16 protein-coding genes are annotated in these 14,583 nt (G+C 71.8%); 9 read left to right on the forward strand and 7 right to left on the reverse strand.

What is annotated here, in order from left to right; genetic code table 11:
- The first annotated feature begins 2 nt into the window (after nt 1-2).
- The 4 genes from ACWCV9_RS07225 to ACWCV9_RS07240 all read left to right on the forward strand — a co-directional run bounded on the left by ACWCV9_RS07225 (nt 3) and on the right by ACWCV9_RS07240 (nt 1,900).
- Entirely contained in the window at nt 3-227 is a 225-nt protein-coding gene (locus ACWCV9_RS07225; RefSeq protein WP_385840149.1) for a hypothetical protein, read from the forward strand.
- Nucleotides 228-423: 196 nt separating this feature from the next.
- Nucleotides 424-1,065, forward strand: coding sequence for a TetR/AcrR family transcriptional regulator (locus ACWCV9_RS07230; protein WP_385840150.1), 642 nt, complete (start codon nt 424-426; stop codon nt 1,063-1,065).
- 132 nt (nt 1,066-1,197) lie between these two features.
- Complete coding sequence (locus tag ACWCV9_RS07235; protein WP_385840151.1) at nt 1,198-1,425, forward strand: DUF3107 domain-containing protein; 228 nt, start codon at nt 1,198-1,200, stop codon at nt 1,423-1,425.
- Between the two features lie 205 nt (nt 1,426-1,630).
- The gene (locus ACWCV9_RS07240) at nt 1,631-1,900 is read left to right on the forward strand and encodes a hypothetical protein (RefSeq protein WP_450784656.1); all 270 of its coding nucleotides are present in this window, start codon (nt 1,631-1,633) and stop codon (nt 1,898-1,900) included.
- A gap of 35 nt (nt 1,901-1,935) precedes the next feature.
- Here the strand turns inward: ACWCV9_RS07240 and ACWCV9_RS07245 are convergent, their stop codons facing one another.
- On the reverse strand, nt 1,936-2,679 hold the full coding sequence (locus tag ACWCV9_RS07245; protein WP_450784657.1) for a ferritin-like fold-containing protein: 744 nt from the start codon (nt 2,677-2,679) through the stop codon (nt 1,936-1,938).
- A gap of 498 nt (nt 2,680-3,177) precedes the next feature.
- Between ACWCV9_RS07245 and ACWCV9_RS07250 the strand changes: the two genes are divergently transcribed.
- Entirely contained in the window at nt 3,178-5,919 is a 2,742-nt protein-coding gene (locus ACWCV9_RS07250) for a DEAD/DEAH box helicase (RefSeq protein ID WP_450784714.1), read from the forward strand.
- Between the two features lie 147 nt (nt 5,920-6,066).
- On the forward strand, nt 6,067-6,948 hold the full coding sequence (locus ACWCV9_RS07255) for an alpha/beta fold hydrolase (protein ID WP_450784658.1): 882 nt from the start codon (nt 6,067-6,069) through the stop codon (nt 6,946-6,948).
- Nucleotides 6,949-6,968: 20 nt separating this feature from the next.
- On the opposite strand, the gene ACWCV9_RS07260 is transcribed toward ACWCV9_RS07255, so the two are convergent.
- Entirely contained in the window at nt 6,969-7,865 is an 897-nt protein-coding gene (locus tag ACWCV9_RS07260; RefSeq protein ID WP_450784659.1) for an NYN domain-containing protein, read from the reverse strand.
- A 237-nt stretch (nt 7,866-8,102) separates the two neighbouring features.
- Here ACWCV9_RS07260 and ACWCV9_RS07265 point away from each other — a divergent pair, with 237 nt between their 5' ends.
- Nucleotides 8,103-8,255 (forward strand): hypothetical protein, encoded by a 153-nt coding sequence (locus ACWCV9_RS07265; protein WP_385840156.1) that lies wholly within the window; start codon nt 8,103-8,105, stop codon nt 8,253-8,255.
- A 57-nt stretch (nt 8,256-8,312) separates the two neighbouring features.
- On the opposite strand, the gene ACWCV9_RS07270 is transcribed toward ACWCV9_RS07265, so the two are convergent.
- The 4 genes from ACWCV9_RS07270 to ACWCV9_RS07285 all read right to left on the reverse strand — a co-directional run bounded on the left by ACWCV9_RS07270 (nt 8,313) and on the right by ACWCV9_RS07285 (nt 11,400).
- Nucleotides 8,313-8,918, reverse strand: a complete 606-nt coding sequence (locus ACWCV9_RS07270; RefSeq protein WP_450784660.1) for a MarC family protein — start codon at nt 8,916-8,918, stop codon at nt 8,313-8,315.
- A 139-nt stretch (nt 8,919-9,057) separates the two neighbouring features.
- The gene (locus tag ACWCV9_RS07275; RefSeq protein WP_450784661.1) at nt 9,058-9,915 is read right to left on the reverse strand and encodes a PHP domain-containing protein; all 858 of its coding nucleotides are present in this window, start codon (nt 9,913-9,915) and stop codon (nt 9,058-9,060) included.
- Between the two features lie 108 nt (nt 9,916-10,023).
- A complete protein-coding gene (locus ACWCV9_RS07280; protein ID WP_450784662.1) occupies nt 10,024-10,665 on the reverse strand; it encodes a DUF6758 family protein in 642 nt (213 codons plus the stop codon).
- A 150-nt stretch (nt 10,666-10,815) separates the two neighbouring features.
- On the reverse strand, nt 10,816-11,400 hold the full coding sequence (locus ACWCV9_RS07285) for a suppressor of fused domain protein (RefSeq protein ID WP_385840160.1): 585 nt from the start codon (nt 11,398-11,400) through the stop codon (nt 10,816-10,818).
- Between the two features lie 471 nt (nt 11,401-11,871).
- Here ACWCV9_RS07285 and ACWCV9_RS07290 point away from each other — a divergent pair, with 471 nt between their 5' ends.
- Nucleotides 11,872-13,011, forward strand: a complete 1,140-nt coding sequence (locus ACWCV9_RS07290) for a magnesium and cobalt transport protein CorA (RefSeq protein WP_450784663.1) — start codon at nt 11,872-11,874, stop codon at nt 13,009-13,011.
- Nucleotides 13,012-13,044: 33 nt separating this feature from the next.
- Nucleotides 13,045-13,554: a hypothetical protein gene (locus ACWCV9_RS07295; protein WP_450784664.1), complete on the forward strand. Its 510-nt coding sequence runs from the start codon at nt 13,045-13,047 to the stop codon at nt 13,552-13,554.
- A 24-nt stretch (nt 13,555-13,578) separates the two neighbouring features.
- Here ACWCV9_RS07295 and ACWCV9_RS07300 read toward each other — a convergent pair whose 3' ends face one another.
- Nucleotides 13,579-14,340: a hypothetical protein gene (locus tag ACWCV9_RS07300; protein WP_450784665.1), complete on the reverse strand. Its 762-nt coding sequence runs from the start codon at nt 14,338-14,340 to the stop codon at nt 13,579-13,581.
- Nucleotides 14,341-14,583: the final 243 nt, after the last annotated feature.

Here is a 14,583-nt window from a genome sequence, read left to right on the forward strand (position 1 = left end):
CCATGGCCTATGACCCCACCGAGCCGGACACGATCGAGGAGCTGGCGGACGAGGCGGCCCCGGAGTTCGGCGTCGAGGCGCCCGAGGTGGACGCCGCAGAGCAGCACACCGACATCACACCGGAACGCGACGACCCCCTGACCGGAGTGGAACCGGACCGCGCGAACGAGGCCGATCTCGTCGAACAGGCGCGCGTCGTCTCGCTCGACGAGGACGACTACCGCTGACCTCGCCGGACTCCCGCGGCCGGCAGGGCGCCCTCTCGCGGCCGGCAAGCGCCGTCGCACGGCCGAGAAGGGCCGTCTCGCGCTTTCGCCGCCGTCCGGTACGTGAAATTCTGCGCTCGCACCGCGCACACCACGGTTACCGAAAAGTACGATGGCCGCGCGGTGACACCGCATGTGGACGACTTTGGGAGGCGGCGTGACAGCCATCGAGCAAACAGAGGCGGCACGCCCGCGTGGCACCCGTCTGCCGCGCCGCGCCCGACGGAACCAGTTGCTGGGCGCCGCCCAGGAGGTTTTCGTCGCACAGGGCTACCACGCGGCGGCGATGGACGACATCGCCGAGCGGGCAGGCGTGAGCAAGCCGGTGCTCTACCAGCACTTCCCGGGCAAGCTCGACCTCTATCTCGCACTGCTGGACCAGCACTGCGAGTCGCTGATCCAGGCTGTGCGCCACGCGCTCGCGTCGACGACGGACAACAAGCAGCGCGTCCGGGCGACGATGGACGCCTACTTCGCCTATGTCGAGGACGACGGCGGCGCCTTCCGGCTGGTGTTCGAGTCGGACCTGACGAACGAGCCCGCGGTGCGCGAACGCGTCGACAAGGTCACCAACGAATGCGCCGAGGCGATCTGCGACGTCATCGCCGAGGACACCGGCCTCTCGCGCGCGGAGTCGATGCTGCTCGCCTCCGGCCTCGGCGGACTCGCCCAGGTGGTCGCCCGCTCCTGGCTGCACAGCGACCGCAGCGTCCCGCGCGACCAGGCGGTGCAGCTGCTCACCTCGCTGGCCTGGCGCGGTATCGCCGGTTTCCCCATGCACGGCACCGAGGGCCACTGACACCGGTCCGCCGCGGCGCTGTTCGCTGACGGCGTTCCGGCCCGCAGCGTGCTGGTCCCCTCACCGGGCTAATGTGTGCGGGGTACGGCGCGGAAGATCGCGCACATCACTGACCGTCGGAGGGACATAGCCGTGGAGGTCAAGATCGGCGTGCAGCACGCGCCCCGCGAGATCGTTCTGGAGAGCGGTCAGAGCGTCGAGGAGGTCGAGCGCGCGGTGAGCGAGGCGCTGGCCGGGAAGACGCAGTTCCTGAGCCTCCAGGACGAGAAGGGCCGCAAGGTCCTGGTGCCGGCCGACCGCCTGGCGTACGTGGAGATCGGCCAGCCGACCGTGCGCAAGGTGGGGTTCGGCGCGCTGTAGCCGACATCGCCCAAAAGGGCCCGGTGGCCGTGTGCCGCCGGGCCCTTCGGCGTTGATCCCTCCGCAGGAGCCAGTTGAGCCCTCCGCATGAGACACGCCCACGGATGGAGCACAACCTCTCCACAGGGGAGGATTGTCCTTCGCAGGTCACGGGTATGACGGGCTACGACCGTCAACGCAGACCGGCCGTGGGAGGGACCCAGAGATGATCCTGGAAGCACTCGGATCCGTGGTGCTCGGTCTCGTCCTCGCCTGGGCGGCCGCCCACCGCCTGGCCCACCGGCTGCCGGCCCGCCCGCTGGTGTACTCGACGGGGGCCGCCGGAGCCCTCTTCGGCGACTTCGTCACCCACAGCGCGCTGGGCCTCGGCAGTGCCTACCTCAGCCTGCTCGGTGCCGCCGCCGTCTCGGCGGCGTCCCTGTCGTTGCTGCTGCGCCCGTCAGGGAGCCTGCGCCGCCGATCAGCGGCGGCGTAGCGAAGGGGCGCGCGACCGCGCGCCCCCACGCAGGCTTACGCGGCCAGGCCCAGCGCGGCCATCCGCTTGGTGTGCGCCTCGGTGATCCGCGAGAACATCTTTCCGACCTCCGCGAGGTCGAACCCGTCGGCGACGCCGCCCACGAGCATGGTGGACAGCGCGTCCCGGTCGGCGACCACGCGCTGCGACTGCGACAGGGCCTCGCCCATCAGCCGCCGCGCCCACAGCGCCAGCCGGCCGCCCACCCGGGGGTCGGCGTCGATGGCGGCCCGCACCTTCTCCACCGCGAACTCGGCGTGTCCGGTGTCGTCGAGCACGGCGAGGACCAGCTCGCGCGTGTCGGAGTCGAGACGGGCCGCGACCTCCCGGTAGAAGTCGCTCGCGATGGAGTCACCGACATACGCCTTGACCAGGCCCTCCAGCCAGTCCGACGGAGCGGTCTGCCGGTGGAAGCCGTCCAGGGCCGCGACGAACGGGTCCATGGCGGCCGTGGGCTCCTCGCCGATCTCGGTCAGCCGGCCCCGCAGCCGCTCGAAGTGGTGGAACTCCGCCGAGGCCATCTTCGCCAGCTCCGCCTTGTCCGCGAGGGTCGGCGCCAGCTTGGCGTCCTCCGCGAGTCGCTCGAACGCCGCCATCTCCCCGTAGGCGAGCGCGCCGAGCAGGTCCACCACGGCGGCGCGGTACTGCGGGTCGGCGGCCGCCTGGGCCCAGTCCTGGGCCGCGACGCCCGTGGGTGCGGTGGAGTTCTCAGGCTTGTCAGAGCTAGTCATGAGGCGCACAATAGCCCGCTCGGCAGCCTCCGGCAGCGGTCCCTCGGCCACTGTGACCACGACTACGTGACCAAATCGGCCATCGCATGTGCGCGATTCCGGGGTATGGTGGTAATGCGCCTGCTGAGTGCGTCGACGATGTTCGACGCGTCCCGACAGGCTGCACGCATGAGGATGCCCGGTCGGTGGCCCGATCGGCTCCGACCCGACAGCCCTCCCTGGCCGTACGGCGCAGTAATCCGTACGACGACCGGAGGGACACCCTCAGCGGTTCGAGCGCTAGAGCGTCGGCAGAGGTCCCGTGTCATACGGCTTGCCCGAGTGGTTCGTCCGTACGGCAGCCGACGTCCCCCGGCACGGTCGCACATGACCCCCGCGCTCGCCTCGCGCCGCACACACAGAAGAGGCATGACCCTGACTACGACGTTTCGAGAACTCGGAATCCTCCCCGAGACCGCCGAGGCCCTGGAGGCCGTCGGCATCATCACCCCCTTCCCCATCCAGGAGATGACGCTTCCCGTCGCCCTGTCCGGCACGGATGTCATCGGCCAGGCCAAGACCGGTACCGGCAAGACGCTGGGCTTCGGTCTTCCGCTCCTGGAGCGGGTCACCGTCCCCGCCGACGTCGAGGCCGGCCGCGCCGCCCCGGAGGCGCTCACCGACGCCCCGCAGGCCCTGGTCGTCGTCCCCACGCGCGAGCTGTGCACGCAGGTCACCAACGACCTGCTGACCGCCGGCAAGGTGCGTAACGTGCGGGTGACGGCCATCTACGGCGGCCGCGCCTACGAGCCGCAGGTCGAGGCCCTGAAGAAGGGCGTCGACGTGGTCGTCGGCACCCCGGGCCGGCTGCTGGACCTGGCCGGCCAGAAGAAGCTGGACCTGAAGCACGTCAAGTGCCTGGTCCTCGACGAGGCCGACGAGATGCTCGACCTGGGCTTCCTGCCCGACGTCGAGAAGATCATCAACATGCTGCCGGCCAAGCGGCAGACCATGCTGTTCTCGGCGACCATGCCGGGCGCGGTCATCGGTCTCGCCCGCCGCTACATGTCCCGGCCCACCCACATCCGCGCCACCGCGCCGGACGACGAGGGCGTGACGGTCGCGAACATCAAGCAGTTCGTCTACCGCGCGCACAACATGGACAAGCCGGAGATGGTCGCGCGCATCCTTCAGGCCGAGGGCCGCGGGCTGGCGATGATCTTCTGCCGTACCAAGCGCACGGCGGCCGACATCGCCGAGCAGCTGGAGCGCCGCGGTTTCGCCTCCGGCGCGGTCCACGGCGACCTCGGCCAGGGCGCCCGCGAGCAGGCGCTGCGCGCCTTCCGCAACGGCAAGGTCGACGTCCTGGTCTGCACCGACGTCGCCGCGCGCGGTATCGACGTCGAGGGTGTCACCCACGTCATCAACTACCAGTCGCCCGAGGACGAGAAGACGTACCTGCACCGTGTCGGCCGTACCGGCCGCGCGGGCGCCAAGGGTACGGCGATCACGTTCGTCGACTGGGACGACATCCCGCGCTGGCAGCTGATCAACAAGGCGCTGGAGCTGGACTTCAACGACCCGGTGGAGACGTACTCGTCGTCCCCGCACCTGTTCTCCGACCTCGGTATCCCCGAGGGCACCAAGGGCACCCTGCCGCGTTCCGAGCGCACCCGCGCGGGGCTCGACGCGGAGGTGCTGGAGGACCTGGGCGAGACCGGCGGCCGTGGTGGCCGCGGTGGCCGTGGCCGCGGGGACCGGGGTGGTCGCACCGACCGCACCGAGACCGTCGCCGCCGAACGCGAGCGCCCGTCCCGCACCCCGCGCCGCCGTCGCCGTACGCGCGGCGGAACCCCGCTGGACGCCGCCGCCCCGGCCGCTCCCGTCGCCGAGTCCGGCTCCGCCGAGGCCACCGGTGCGGAGGAGCCCCGCGCGTCCCGCACCCCGCGCCGCCGACGTCGTACCCGCGGCGGAGCCACCGCAGAGCCGCTGACGGCCGCCGCGACTGCCGAGGCCACCGTCGAGGCGGTGGAAGAGGCGCCGGCCCCGGCCGCGCCGGAGACGCCGGAGAAGCCGCGTCGCCGCCGCACCCGCAGGACGGCGGAGCGCACCGAGGCGGCCGTGGCACCGGCCACCACGGCGACCGAGCCGACGGCGACCGAGCCGACGGCACCGGAGTCCGCCGCCCCGGTCGCGGTCGCGGAGCCCGCAGCCGCCCCGGTCGCGGAGCCCACCCCGCGTCGCCGTACCCGCAAGACGGCCGCGCCGGCCGCCGAGACGGAGACGGCACCGGCCGCGGACACGGCAACGGACACCGCCGAGACCAAGCCGCGCCGCACGCGCAAGACGGCCGCAGCCGCGCCGACCGCCGAAGCCCCCGCGGCCGAAGCCGAGACCAAGCCGCGCCGCACCCGGAAGACCGCGGCCCCCGCCGAGACCACCGACGCCCCCGCGGCCGAGGTCGAAGCCGAGGCCAAGCCCAAGCGGACCCGCAAGACCACCGCAGCCACCAAGGCCGCCACGGACACCGCGGACACCCCGGCCGACGAGGCAGCCCCCGCCGCCAAGCCGCGCCGCACCCGCAAGACCGCCGCAGCCGCGCCGACCGCCGACGCCCCCGAGGCCGAGGCCAAGCCCAAGCGCACCCGGAAGACCGCGGCCCCCGCCGAGACCACCGACGCCCCCGCGGCCGAGGTCGAAGCCGAGGCCAAGCCCAAGCGGACCCGCAAGACCACCGCAGCCACCAAGGCCGCCACGGACACCGCGGACACCCCGGCCGACGAGGCAGCCCCCGCCGCCAAGCCGCGCCGCACCCGCAAGACCGCCGCAGCCGCGCCGACCGCCGACGCCCCCGAGGCCGAGGCCAAGCCCAAGCGCACCCGGAAGACGGCGGCTCCCGCCGAGACCACGGATGCGCCCGCGGCCGAGGCCAAGCCGAGGCGTACGCGCAAGACCGCGGCCCCCGCGGAGGCCGCCGACGCCCCCGAGGCCGAGGCCAAGCCCAAGCGGACCCGCAAGACGGCGGCCTCCGCCGAGACGGTGGCGGACGCCGCGGAGGCCAAGCCGCGCCGTACCCGCAAGACGGCCGCTGCCGCGGTCGAGGCGGTCGACGGGGCCGAGGCGGTCACGCCGAAGCCGCGGCGGACCCGTAAGGCGGTCGCCGAGGCGGCCGTCGCGGAGATCCCGGCGCAGGCCACCGAGGAGCCGGAGGTCAAGCCGCGTCGCCGTACGCGCAAGGCGACGGCGGCCGTGGAGGCCCCCGAGGCCTGATCGGGCGCCGCTCGGACGGCGGTACACCCTGCGGGCGATGGCCCGGTCCACTTCGGTGGGCCGGGCCATCGCCCGTTTCCCGTACGGCCCCTGGTGGCCCCGCCCCCGCCCGGTCCGCTCGGCCACCGTGCCCGATAACCTCTTCGCATGAGCAGGCCCGACACCTTCGTCCCGCCCCCGGGTGCCCGTGCGTACTCCTTGCGGACCGCGCGCGGCGAGTTCGCCGTCGTCGACGCTCCCGTGGCCGCCGGGGTCGAGCCCAGGGGTGTCGCGCTGCTGCTGCCGGGTTTCACCGGCAGCAAGGAGGACTTCAACCCGCTGCATGTGCCGCTGGCCGAGCGCGGGTACCGGACCGTGGCCGTCGACGGCCGTGGACAGTACGAGTCCGACGGCCCCGAGCACGACGAATCCGCCTACGCCCAGGCCGAGTTGGCGCGGGACGTGCTCGCGCTGGCGGAGGTGCTCGGGCAGCCGGTGCATCTGCTGGGGCACTCCCTCGGCGGACAGATCTCGCGTGCGGCCGTCCTGCTCGACCACACGCCGTTCCTCTCGCTGACCCTGATGTCCTCCGGTCCGGCGCAGATCTCCGAGCCTCAGCAGGAGCGGGTGAAGCTGCTCCAGGACGCGCTCGCGGTGATGACGATGACGGAGGTCTGGGACGCGCTCCAGGCGATGGAGACGCCCGAGGAGACGGAGACCCGCGAGATCGAGGGCGGGCTGGAGGACCGGGAGGATCTGCGGCGCCGCTGGCTGGGCACCCGGCCCGCGCAACTCCTCGCCACCGGCCGGCAGTTGTGCACGGAGCCGGACCGGGTCACGGAACTGGCCGCGGTGCCGCTGCCGTTCCATGTGCTGTCGGGCGCGCAGGACGACACCTGGCCGCTGCCGCTGCTGGACGACATGGCGGTACGGCTCTCCGCGCGGCGGACGGTCGTCGCGGGCGCCGAGCACTCCCCCAACACCGACCGCCCGCTCGCCACGGCCCGGGCCCTCGCCGACTTCTGGGACGGCTGCGGCACCCGCCCCTGAGCCGGGCCCAGCAGCGCGCCCTAGTACTGCGCCTGGAGGTGCGCCCAGAAGCCGTCGCGCAGGGCGCGGCGCAGGTCCGCCTGGCCGCGCAGGGAGTACTGGAGCAGGCTCTCGGCCTCGACCAGCAGGTCCTGGTCGACGGAGCCGGGCAGATAGGGGTGGCCGGGGAGCAGTTCGACCAGCGCCTCGCGGCCCCGGGAGGCGAGCCACTTGGCCGCGATCTGGGCGCCGACGAAGCGGACGTCGTCGCGGGTGGGGCGGGCCCCGGCGGTGGCCTCGTACGCGGCGGCGGTACGACGGGAGACGTACGGCTTGAAGAAGTCGAGGTCGAAGGTGCGCTGGCTGTCGACCTCCCAGAGCAGCGGTTCCGCCTGGTTGCGTCCCTCGGGGGCCTCGATGCCCCAGAGGTGGACACGGGCGCCGTAGCCCTGGGCGGCCTCGACCGCCGAGACGAGGTCCTCGTCGCCGCCGAGCAGGGCCGCGTCGCTGATGGCGCGGTGGCGGGCCAGCGACTCCAGGTCCGTGCGGATCAGGGAGTCCACGCCCTTCTGCTGGTTGTTGGCGTTGAGGTTGCCGAGGCGGACCTTGACGTCGGGCAGTTCGGCGATGGACTGCTGCTCGGAGGTGTGGATGCGGCGGCGGGCGCCGTCGTACCAGTAGACGCGCAGCAGCCGGCTGTCCGCGAAGATCGTGCGGGCCTTGTCGATCAGGGCGTCGATCAGGCCCTCGGCGTCGAGGTCGAAGGCCCGGCGGTCCTCGGTTCCGGCGACGAGGCGGCCCGCGGCCGCGTACAGATAGCCCGCGTCCACGAAGATCGCGTGGGTGGAGGGTGTCTTCGCCACCTCGGCGAGCATGCGTTCCAGTAGCTCGTTCGTGTGGTCGATGCGGGCGCGGAGGACCGCGAGGTCGTCGTTCATCGCCACTATTGTCCAGTTGGTCACACTGCGAACACAACCGGTCCCGATCGGTCCCGTCGGGGTACCTGGAGATCTTTTACCGGTCAGTAATTAGCCGTTCGAAAAATTTATTTAGCGTAGGGAATGTTTGTAACATGCGGCGCGTTGACTCACTACGAAGCCGGGCATCCACCCGGCACACCCAGTAGTTCTCCGCGTAGTTCTCCGCAGGAGGATGACCAGACGAAGGGAGAAGCCATGCGCTTCGAGATCATGCGACTCGACGAGGTCGACGGTTCCACCGTGGACACCACCGTCGTGGACGCCGCCTCCGTCAACCGGATCGTGCAGCAGGCCGCCGCCATCGGACAGCGCCTGTGGATCCGCCCGGCCGACTCCCCGGCCTCGTAACGGATCAGCCGGGGCCTTCCCCACTCAAGCTTTCCGGGGGAGCCGAGCGGACGCCGCTCAGCTCCCCCGGATCACCTGAGTGATCCCGTTGATGATCTGCTGCACCGCGATCGCGGAGAGCATCATGCCCGCGAGCCGCGTCACCAGGACGACGCCCCCGTCCTTGATGACCCGGATGATCAGCAGCGAGTAACGCATCACCAGCCACAGCACGACATGGATCGCGAGGATCGCGGTCCACACCGAGACCTGCGTGGCCACACTGTCGGCCTTCTGCACGGCCAGGATCACCGACACGATCGCCCCCGGCCCCGCCAGCAGCGGCATGCCCAGCGGCACCAGCGCGACGTTCACGTCCTTGGTCGCCTTCGGCTCGTCGTTCTTGCCGGTGAGCAGGTCCAGCGCGATCAGCAGAAGCAGCAGCCCGCCCGCGATCATCAGCGCGGGCACGGACACATGCAGGTAGTCCAGGATCTGATGGCCCAGGACACCGAAGACGGCGATGACCCCGCCCGCCACGCAGACGGCCTGGAACGCCATCCGCTTCTGCACCTTGGCCGGACGCCCGGCGGTGAGGGCGAGGAAGATCGGGGTGATCCCCGGGGGATCCATGATGACAAAAAGGGTCAGAAACAGAGAGCCGAAGACGGCGAGGTCGAACATGAGGAAGTACAGGCCTTGCTGGAGGAAGAAACGACGGGCATGAACCGGCCAGGGGCCGGCTGTCAGGGGGACGCCCGGTGACACACAGGTGCCCCGGGCAGACGTACGGCGGGACTACGGGCCGAGCGGCCCGGGCAGGTCAGGCTCCGCCGGTGCCGGGGACGGGGAAGGCCCCGGTCGCGCGCCGCGTGATCTCGCCGTACACCTCGGGGTCGGTGGTGTACTCGCCGAGCGACACGGTCTTGCGGCTGCCGTGGTAGTCGGAGGAGCCGGTGACCAGCAGGCCCAGTTCCTTCGCGAGACCCCGCAGCCGGGCGCGGTCGTCCGGGTCGTGGTCCATGTGGTCGACCTCGATGCCGTCGAGACCGGCGGCAGCCATCTCGGCGATCGCCGACTCGGGGACCGTGCGACCGCGCTTGGCGGCGGCCGGGTGCGCGAAGACGGTCACGCCGCCCGCGCCCTTGACCAGCCGGATCGCCTCGAAGGGATCCGTCTCGTGCTTCGCCACGTAGGCCCGTCCGCCGTCGGCCAGCCACTCCTGGGTGAACGCGTCGCTCACGGTCGGCACCACCCCCAGCTCGACCAGCGCGCTCGCGACATGCGGGCGGCCCACCGAGCCGCCGGCCGCGATGCGCTCCACCTGCTCCCAGGTGACCGGGACGCCCAGCGCGTTCAGCTTGGCGACCATGCCCTTCGCGCGCGGCACCCGGTCGTCCCGGACCAGCTCGCGCTCGGCGAGGAGAGCGGGCTCCTCGGGGTCGAAGAGGTAGGCCAGCAGGTGCATCGAGATGCCGTCGATCCGGCAGGACAGCTCGGCACCGGTGACCAGGGTGAGCCCCTCGGGCAGCGCGGCGATCGCCTCGGCGTACCCACGGGTGGTGTCGTGGTCGGTCAGCGCGACCACGTCCAGCCCGGCCGCGGCGGCACCCCGCACCAGCTCGGCCGGGGTGTCCGTGCCGTCGGAAGCCGTGGAGTGACAGTGCAGATCGATACGCACGCAAGCTCCAGACGGGTGACGGCACAGCAGGGGGACACCTAAGGATAACGGCCGGCCGGGGGACGCCGGGCCGCAGCCGCCGCCCCGCCGCCCTCGGCTCCCCGGGCGTTACGGCTTGAGCAGCCGCGGTGACAGTGCCCCGCACGGCACCAGGTCCAGCTCCGCTCCCGCATCCCGCAGATCGGTCAGCACCAGCTCGTCGTACATGAGCATGGCGGACTGCTCGGGCCACAGCACCGCCCACAGCCACAGCCCGCACGCCTCGCCGGCGAACACCGCGCGGTCGTCGGGGGTGGCCGAGACATGCCAGAGCGGGGTGGGCCGGCCGGCGGCCAGCACCTTGGCCTGGGGCGGCTTCTCGACACTGATGTACGGCCCCGGGTCCGGGCCGTCGATGCCCGCGTACCGCGAGCCGAGTCCGACGCCCAGCTCCTCGGCCACCAGGATCAGCTCACCGGGACCGCCCAGCGGGCCGGGTCCCGTGCAGGCCACGGCGGTCGCACGGCCGCCGCTGCGGTCGTCGCCCGCGTACGCCACCCCGGTGAAGAGCCAGCCGACCGGCAGCGGCCAAGGCATCCACACGGGTGCATGCGTGCGGTGCACGACGGCTGCGAGGGCCTCGACGCTGGGCGGGATCACGGGCTGTAGCGGATACACCGGCCCGTGCACATCGCACTGCCACGCATCGGCGAAGAGACCGGGCGCCCTGACCCGGCCACCGCACCTCGGGCAACTGGGTTCGCCCCTCATAGGGCTCCACGGTCCTACCCCCGCACGCCCACGTCAAGGACGATCACCCGTCCGGGCGGAAGACATCACCCGCCCAGGGCTCTCTTACGGATCTTGCCGACGCCAACTGACCGGTGCGGTGCGCCTCTTGGTGAGCTTGCTCACTCGGTGTCAGTCCAGTGGAACGGACCGGCGGACGGGGTCCCGCAGATCCGTGCCGTTCGCGAGCCAGCGCTCCTGGAGGGCCTGGGCGCCGTGCACCCGCTTCCAGGCGGCCTCGTTCGGGGTCATCGGCAGCAGCGGCAGGAACCGTACGGGATCCAGCGGAGCGTCCAGCTCCAGGTCCTCCACCAGACCGCCCGGCTCACCCACCAGGACCGAGGTGAAGGGCGCCCCCGGCCACAGCGGCTCGCCGGTGTCCAGGGAGGCCCCCGGGGTCACCACCAACCCCTCCACCTGCGGGGACGCGGCAAGCACGGCGAGCGGACGGAGCACCTTGTCGGTGTCGGCGGCGCCGGCGCGGACGGAGAGGACCAGTTCGGCGCGCGGGCCCTTGACCGGGTCGGCGAGCATCGCGGTCGGGTCCGCCATGGGCTGTGCGGACATGCCGAGGGTGGCGTAACGGACCACGTCCCCCTCGTGGAACCGGAGCACCTCGATGCGGTCCGTACCGAGGAAGGTGACGGCGGCGCGCGCGTCCGGTTCGCCCAGCGCGGTCGTCAACCGTGCCTCGACCAGAGGAAGAACATCAACCATGCGGTGAGCATAGAACTCGTCAGTAGCAAGCAAAGGGGCGCCTTGACAGTTCAGGCGGCTGATACTCTGAGCCGGTAGTTCGGGGCAGCACGCAGAAGCGTCGCTATCGAGTCCCGACGCCGAGGACACTCCCTTACGAGGGACCGGCCGGAGGAGGTGGGGCTGTCATGGATCGAAGTCGACCTGGTAGTACCACTCGCTCTTCCGCCCGCTGATGTAGTTCCTGTCTGCTGTCGGCTGGTTGCCGCCTTCCCGTGCGCGTGGTCGTCCGGAAGAGCACTCGTTTCGCTTTGCCTGATCTGTCTGCTGATCTGAATCAGTTCTGCATCAGTGGCGAAGTCGCCACCGTGACGGTGCGGTGCTCCCCGCTTTGTGGACGTGCCAAACATCCGCAGTCGAGGACGTCCCCATTCCGGGTAGTTCCACCCGTCGCCGCGCGCTTTCGCCGCCTGCCCGCGAAGGAGCCTGCCCATGTCGATGATCCGCGACCTGCGCGCCGTGGTCCGTCCGTCCCGCGTCTCGCTGCGCAAGGCGATGAACGCCGCCCCGAGCCCCAGCCCGTCGTACGACACCACGCGCGACCCGGCCACGCCCTCGGCCGTCGTCGACTGCGCCGTCTACCGCGACGGGGTGCGGGTGCAGCACGCCAAGCCGCTCACCCCGCAGGAGGCCATGCGCCTGGTGCGCCGTGACGGCGGCTTCGTCTGGATCGGGCTGCACGAGCCCACCGAGGCGGAATTCGCCGGTATCGCGGCCGAGTTCGGGCTGCACCCGCTGGCCGTCGAGGACGCGGTGCAGGCGCACCAGCGGCCGAAGCTGGAGCGGTACGACGACTCGCTCTTCACCGTGTTCAAGACCATCCACTACGTCGAGCACGACCAGCTGACCGACAGCAGCGAGGTGGTGGAGACCGGCGAGGTCATGTGCTTCACCGGCCGGGACTTCTTCATCACCGTCCGGCACGGCGGCCAGGGCTCGCTCAGGGCGCTGCGGCACCGGCTCCAGGACGAGCCGGAGCTGCTGGCCAAGGGACCCTCGGCGGTGCTGCACGCGATCGCCGACCATGTCGTGGACGGCTATATCGCGGTCGCCGACGCGGTGCAGGACGACATCGACGAGGTGGAGACCGAGGTCTTCTCGCCGGGCCCGCGCGGCGGGGCCTCGCGCGGTGTGGACTCGACGCGGATCTACCAACTCAAGCGTGAGGTGCTGGAGTTCAAGCGTGCGGTGGCGCCGCTGCTGCGGCCGATGCAGCTGCTGAGCGAGCGGCCGATGCGGCTGATCGACCCGGACATCCAGAAGTACTTCCGGGACGTCGCCGACCACCTCGCCCGGGTCCAGGAGCAGGTGCTGGGCTTCGACGAGCTCCTCAACTCCATCCTCCAGGCCAACCTCGCCCAGGCCTCGGTGGCGCAGAACGAGGACATGCGGAAGATCACCTCGTGGGCGGCGATCTTCGCGGTGCCGACGATGGTCGCCGGCGTGTACGGCATGAACTTCACATACATGCCCGAGCTGCACTGGAAGTACGGCTACCCGGTGATCATGGGCCTCACGGTCGCCCTGTGTCTCGGTATCCACCGCACGCTGAAGCGCAACGGCTGGCTGTGAGCGGCTCCGCCGGGCCTGGATAGGGTGAGCCCCATGACAAGCGAGCTGCTCGACCGGGCCCTCATCGAGGAGGCCACGAAGAAGTCCGGCCTCATCTGGGTCAGGGCCACCGGCGCTCCGGCGGCGCGTGCGCTGTGGCACGTGTGGCACGAGGGCGCGGTGTGTCTGGTGGGCGGCGGCCCCGGCGAGCAGCCGCTGGAGGGGCTGACCGACGGGGGCACCGCCGAGGTGAGCGTGCGCAGCAAGGACAAGGGCGGCCGGCTGGTGACCTTCCCGGTGACCGTGTCCGAGGTGGCGGCCGGCTCGCCGGAGTGGGAGGCGGCGGTCGCCGAGCTGAAGGGCAAGCGGCTGAACGCCCCCGACGGCGAGGAGATGCCGGCCCGCTGGGCCCGCGAGTGCAGGGTGCTGAGGCTGACCCCGGCCGGGGCCGTCGCGCCGTTGCCCGAGGGCAGCCTGGCCGAGGCGCCGGTGCCGACGCCGGCGACAACCCGGCGACCGATTCCGGCGGCCCTGCCGAGGCTGCTGGCCAAGCGGCGGAAGTAGCGGCCGGCCGGAGCCCCCGGGGCGTCAGGACGTCGGGAGCTGCTTGCCGTAGTCCACCGTGTCCGAGGAGGCCGGCTCGGTGACGGTGAAGTCCTGGCCCCAGTCCGAGAAGCGGAGCGTGCCCGCCGCGCCGGCGCGGACCAGACGCAGCGGGTACGGCTTGCCCTGGAGGGAGACGTCCAGGGTGCCGCCGGAGCCGTCGTCGCCGGTGATGCGGATCGTCGGGGTACCCGCCTGGTCGTGATGACCTTCCTTCGCCAGCCTGCCGTGCAGCGGCAGCAGACCGTCGAGGAGCACGGACTTGTACGTGAAGCCGCTGAACTTCTTGTACGCCGGGTCCCCCTGCGGGACCTTCACGTACTTCCCGCCCAGCTTGGCGGCGACCGCGTCACCGCTGCTGCCGCCGTCCTGCCCCTCGGCCTGGTTCCAGAAGCCGGCGTCGGCCTTCAGGTACAGCTGCTGTCCGACCCGCAGCAGCTGGAGGGTGGAGCCCTGGGAGGTCACCGAGCCGGTGCCGCCGTCGGCCTTGAGCCGCATGTCCAGGGTGTACGTACGGCCGCCGGCGAGCACGGTCCCGGACAGCCGTACGGTCTCGGCCGCGTCCGCCGCCGACCGGGTCCTGGACTGGATCTGCCCGGCGGACAGCTTGCCCACCCCGTTCGTCCCCGCGTCCGGATCGCCACCGCCGCCGCACCCGGTCAGCACCACCGCACCGGTCACGGCCAGCGCGCATGTCGCGGTCAGCAGAGCGGCCCGGCGAGGGCGGCCGGGGGGAATCGCAGTCACGGGTGGGGGGCCTTTCCGACGGCTCCTGAACGGCGTACCGCAGCGTACCGGTGTGCCGGCCGCCCGGCGGAGCCAGTCCGTCCGGACCGCCCACCAGGGCGTATCCGACCGGTACGGGCTAGCCTGAAGCGCACCCGAGCGGGCAAATCCGAGCAAATCTCGCCCCGTACTTCACACCGAGCAAGGCACCCGTACAGCAGCGGCACCCGTACAGCAGCCATCCGTACAGCAAGGCATCCGCAC

It is taken from the genome of Streptomyces sp. NPDC001606, assembly GCF_053596835.1.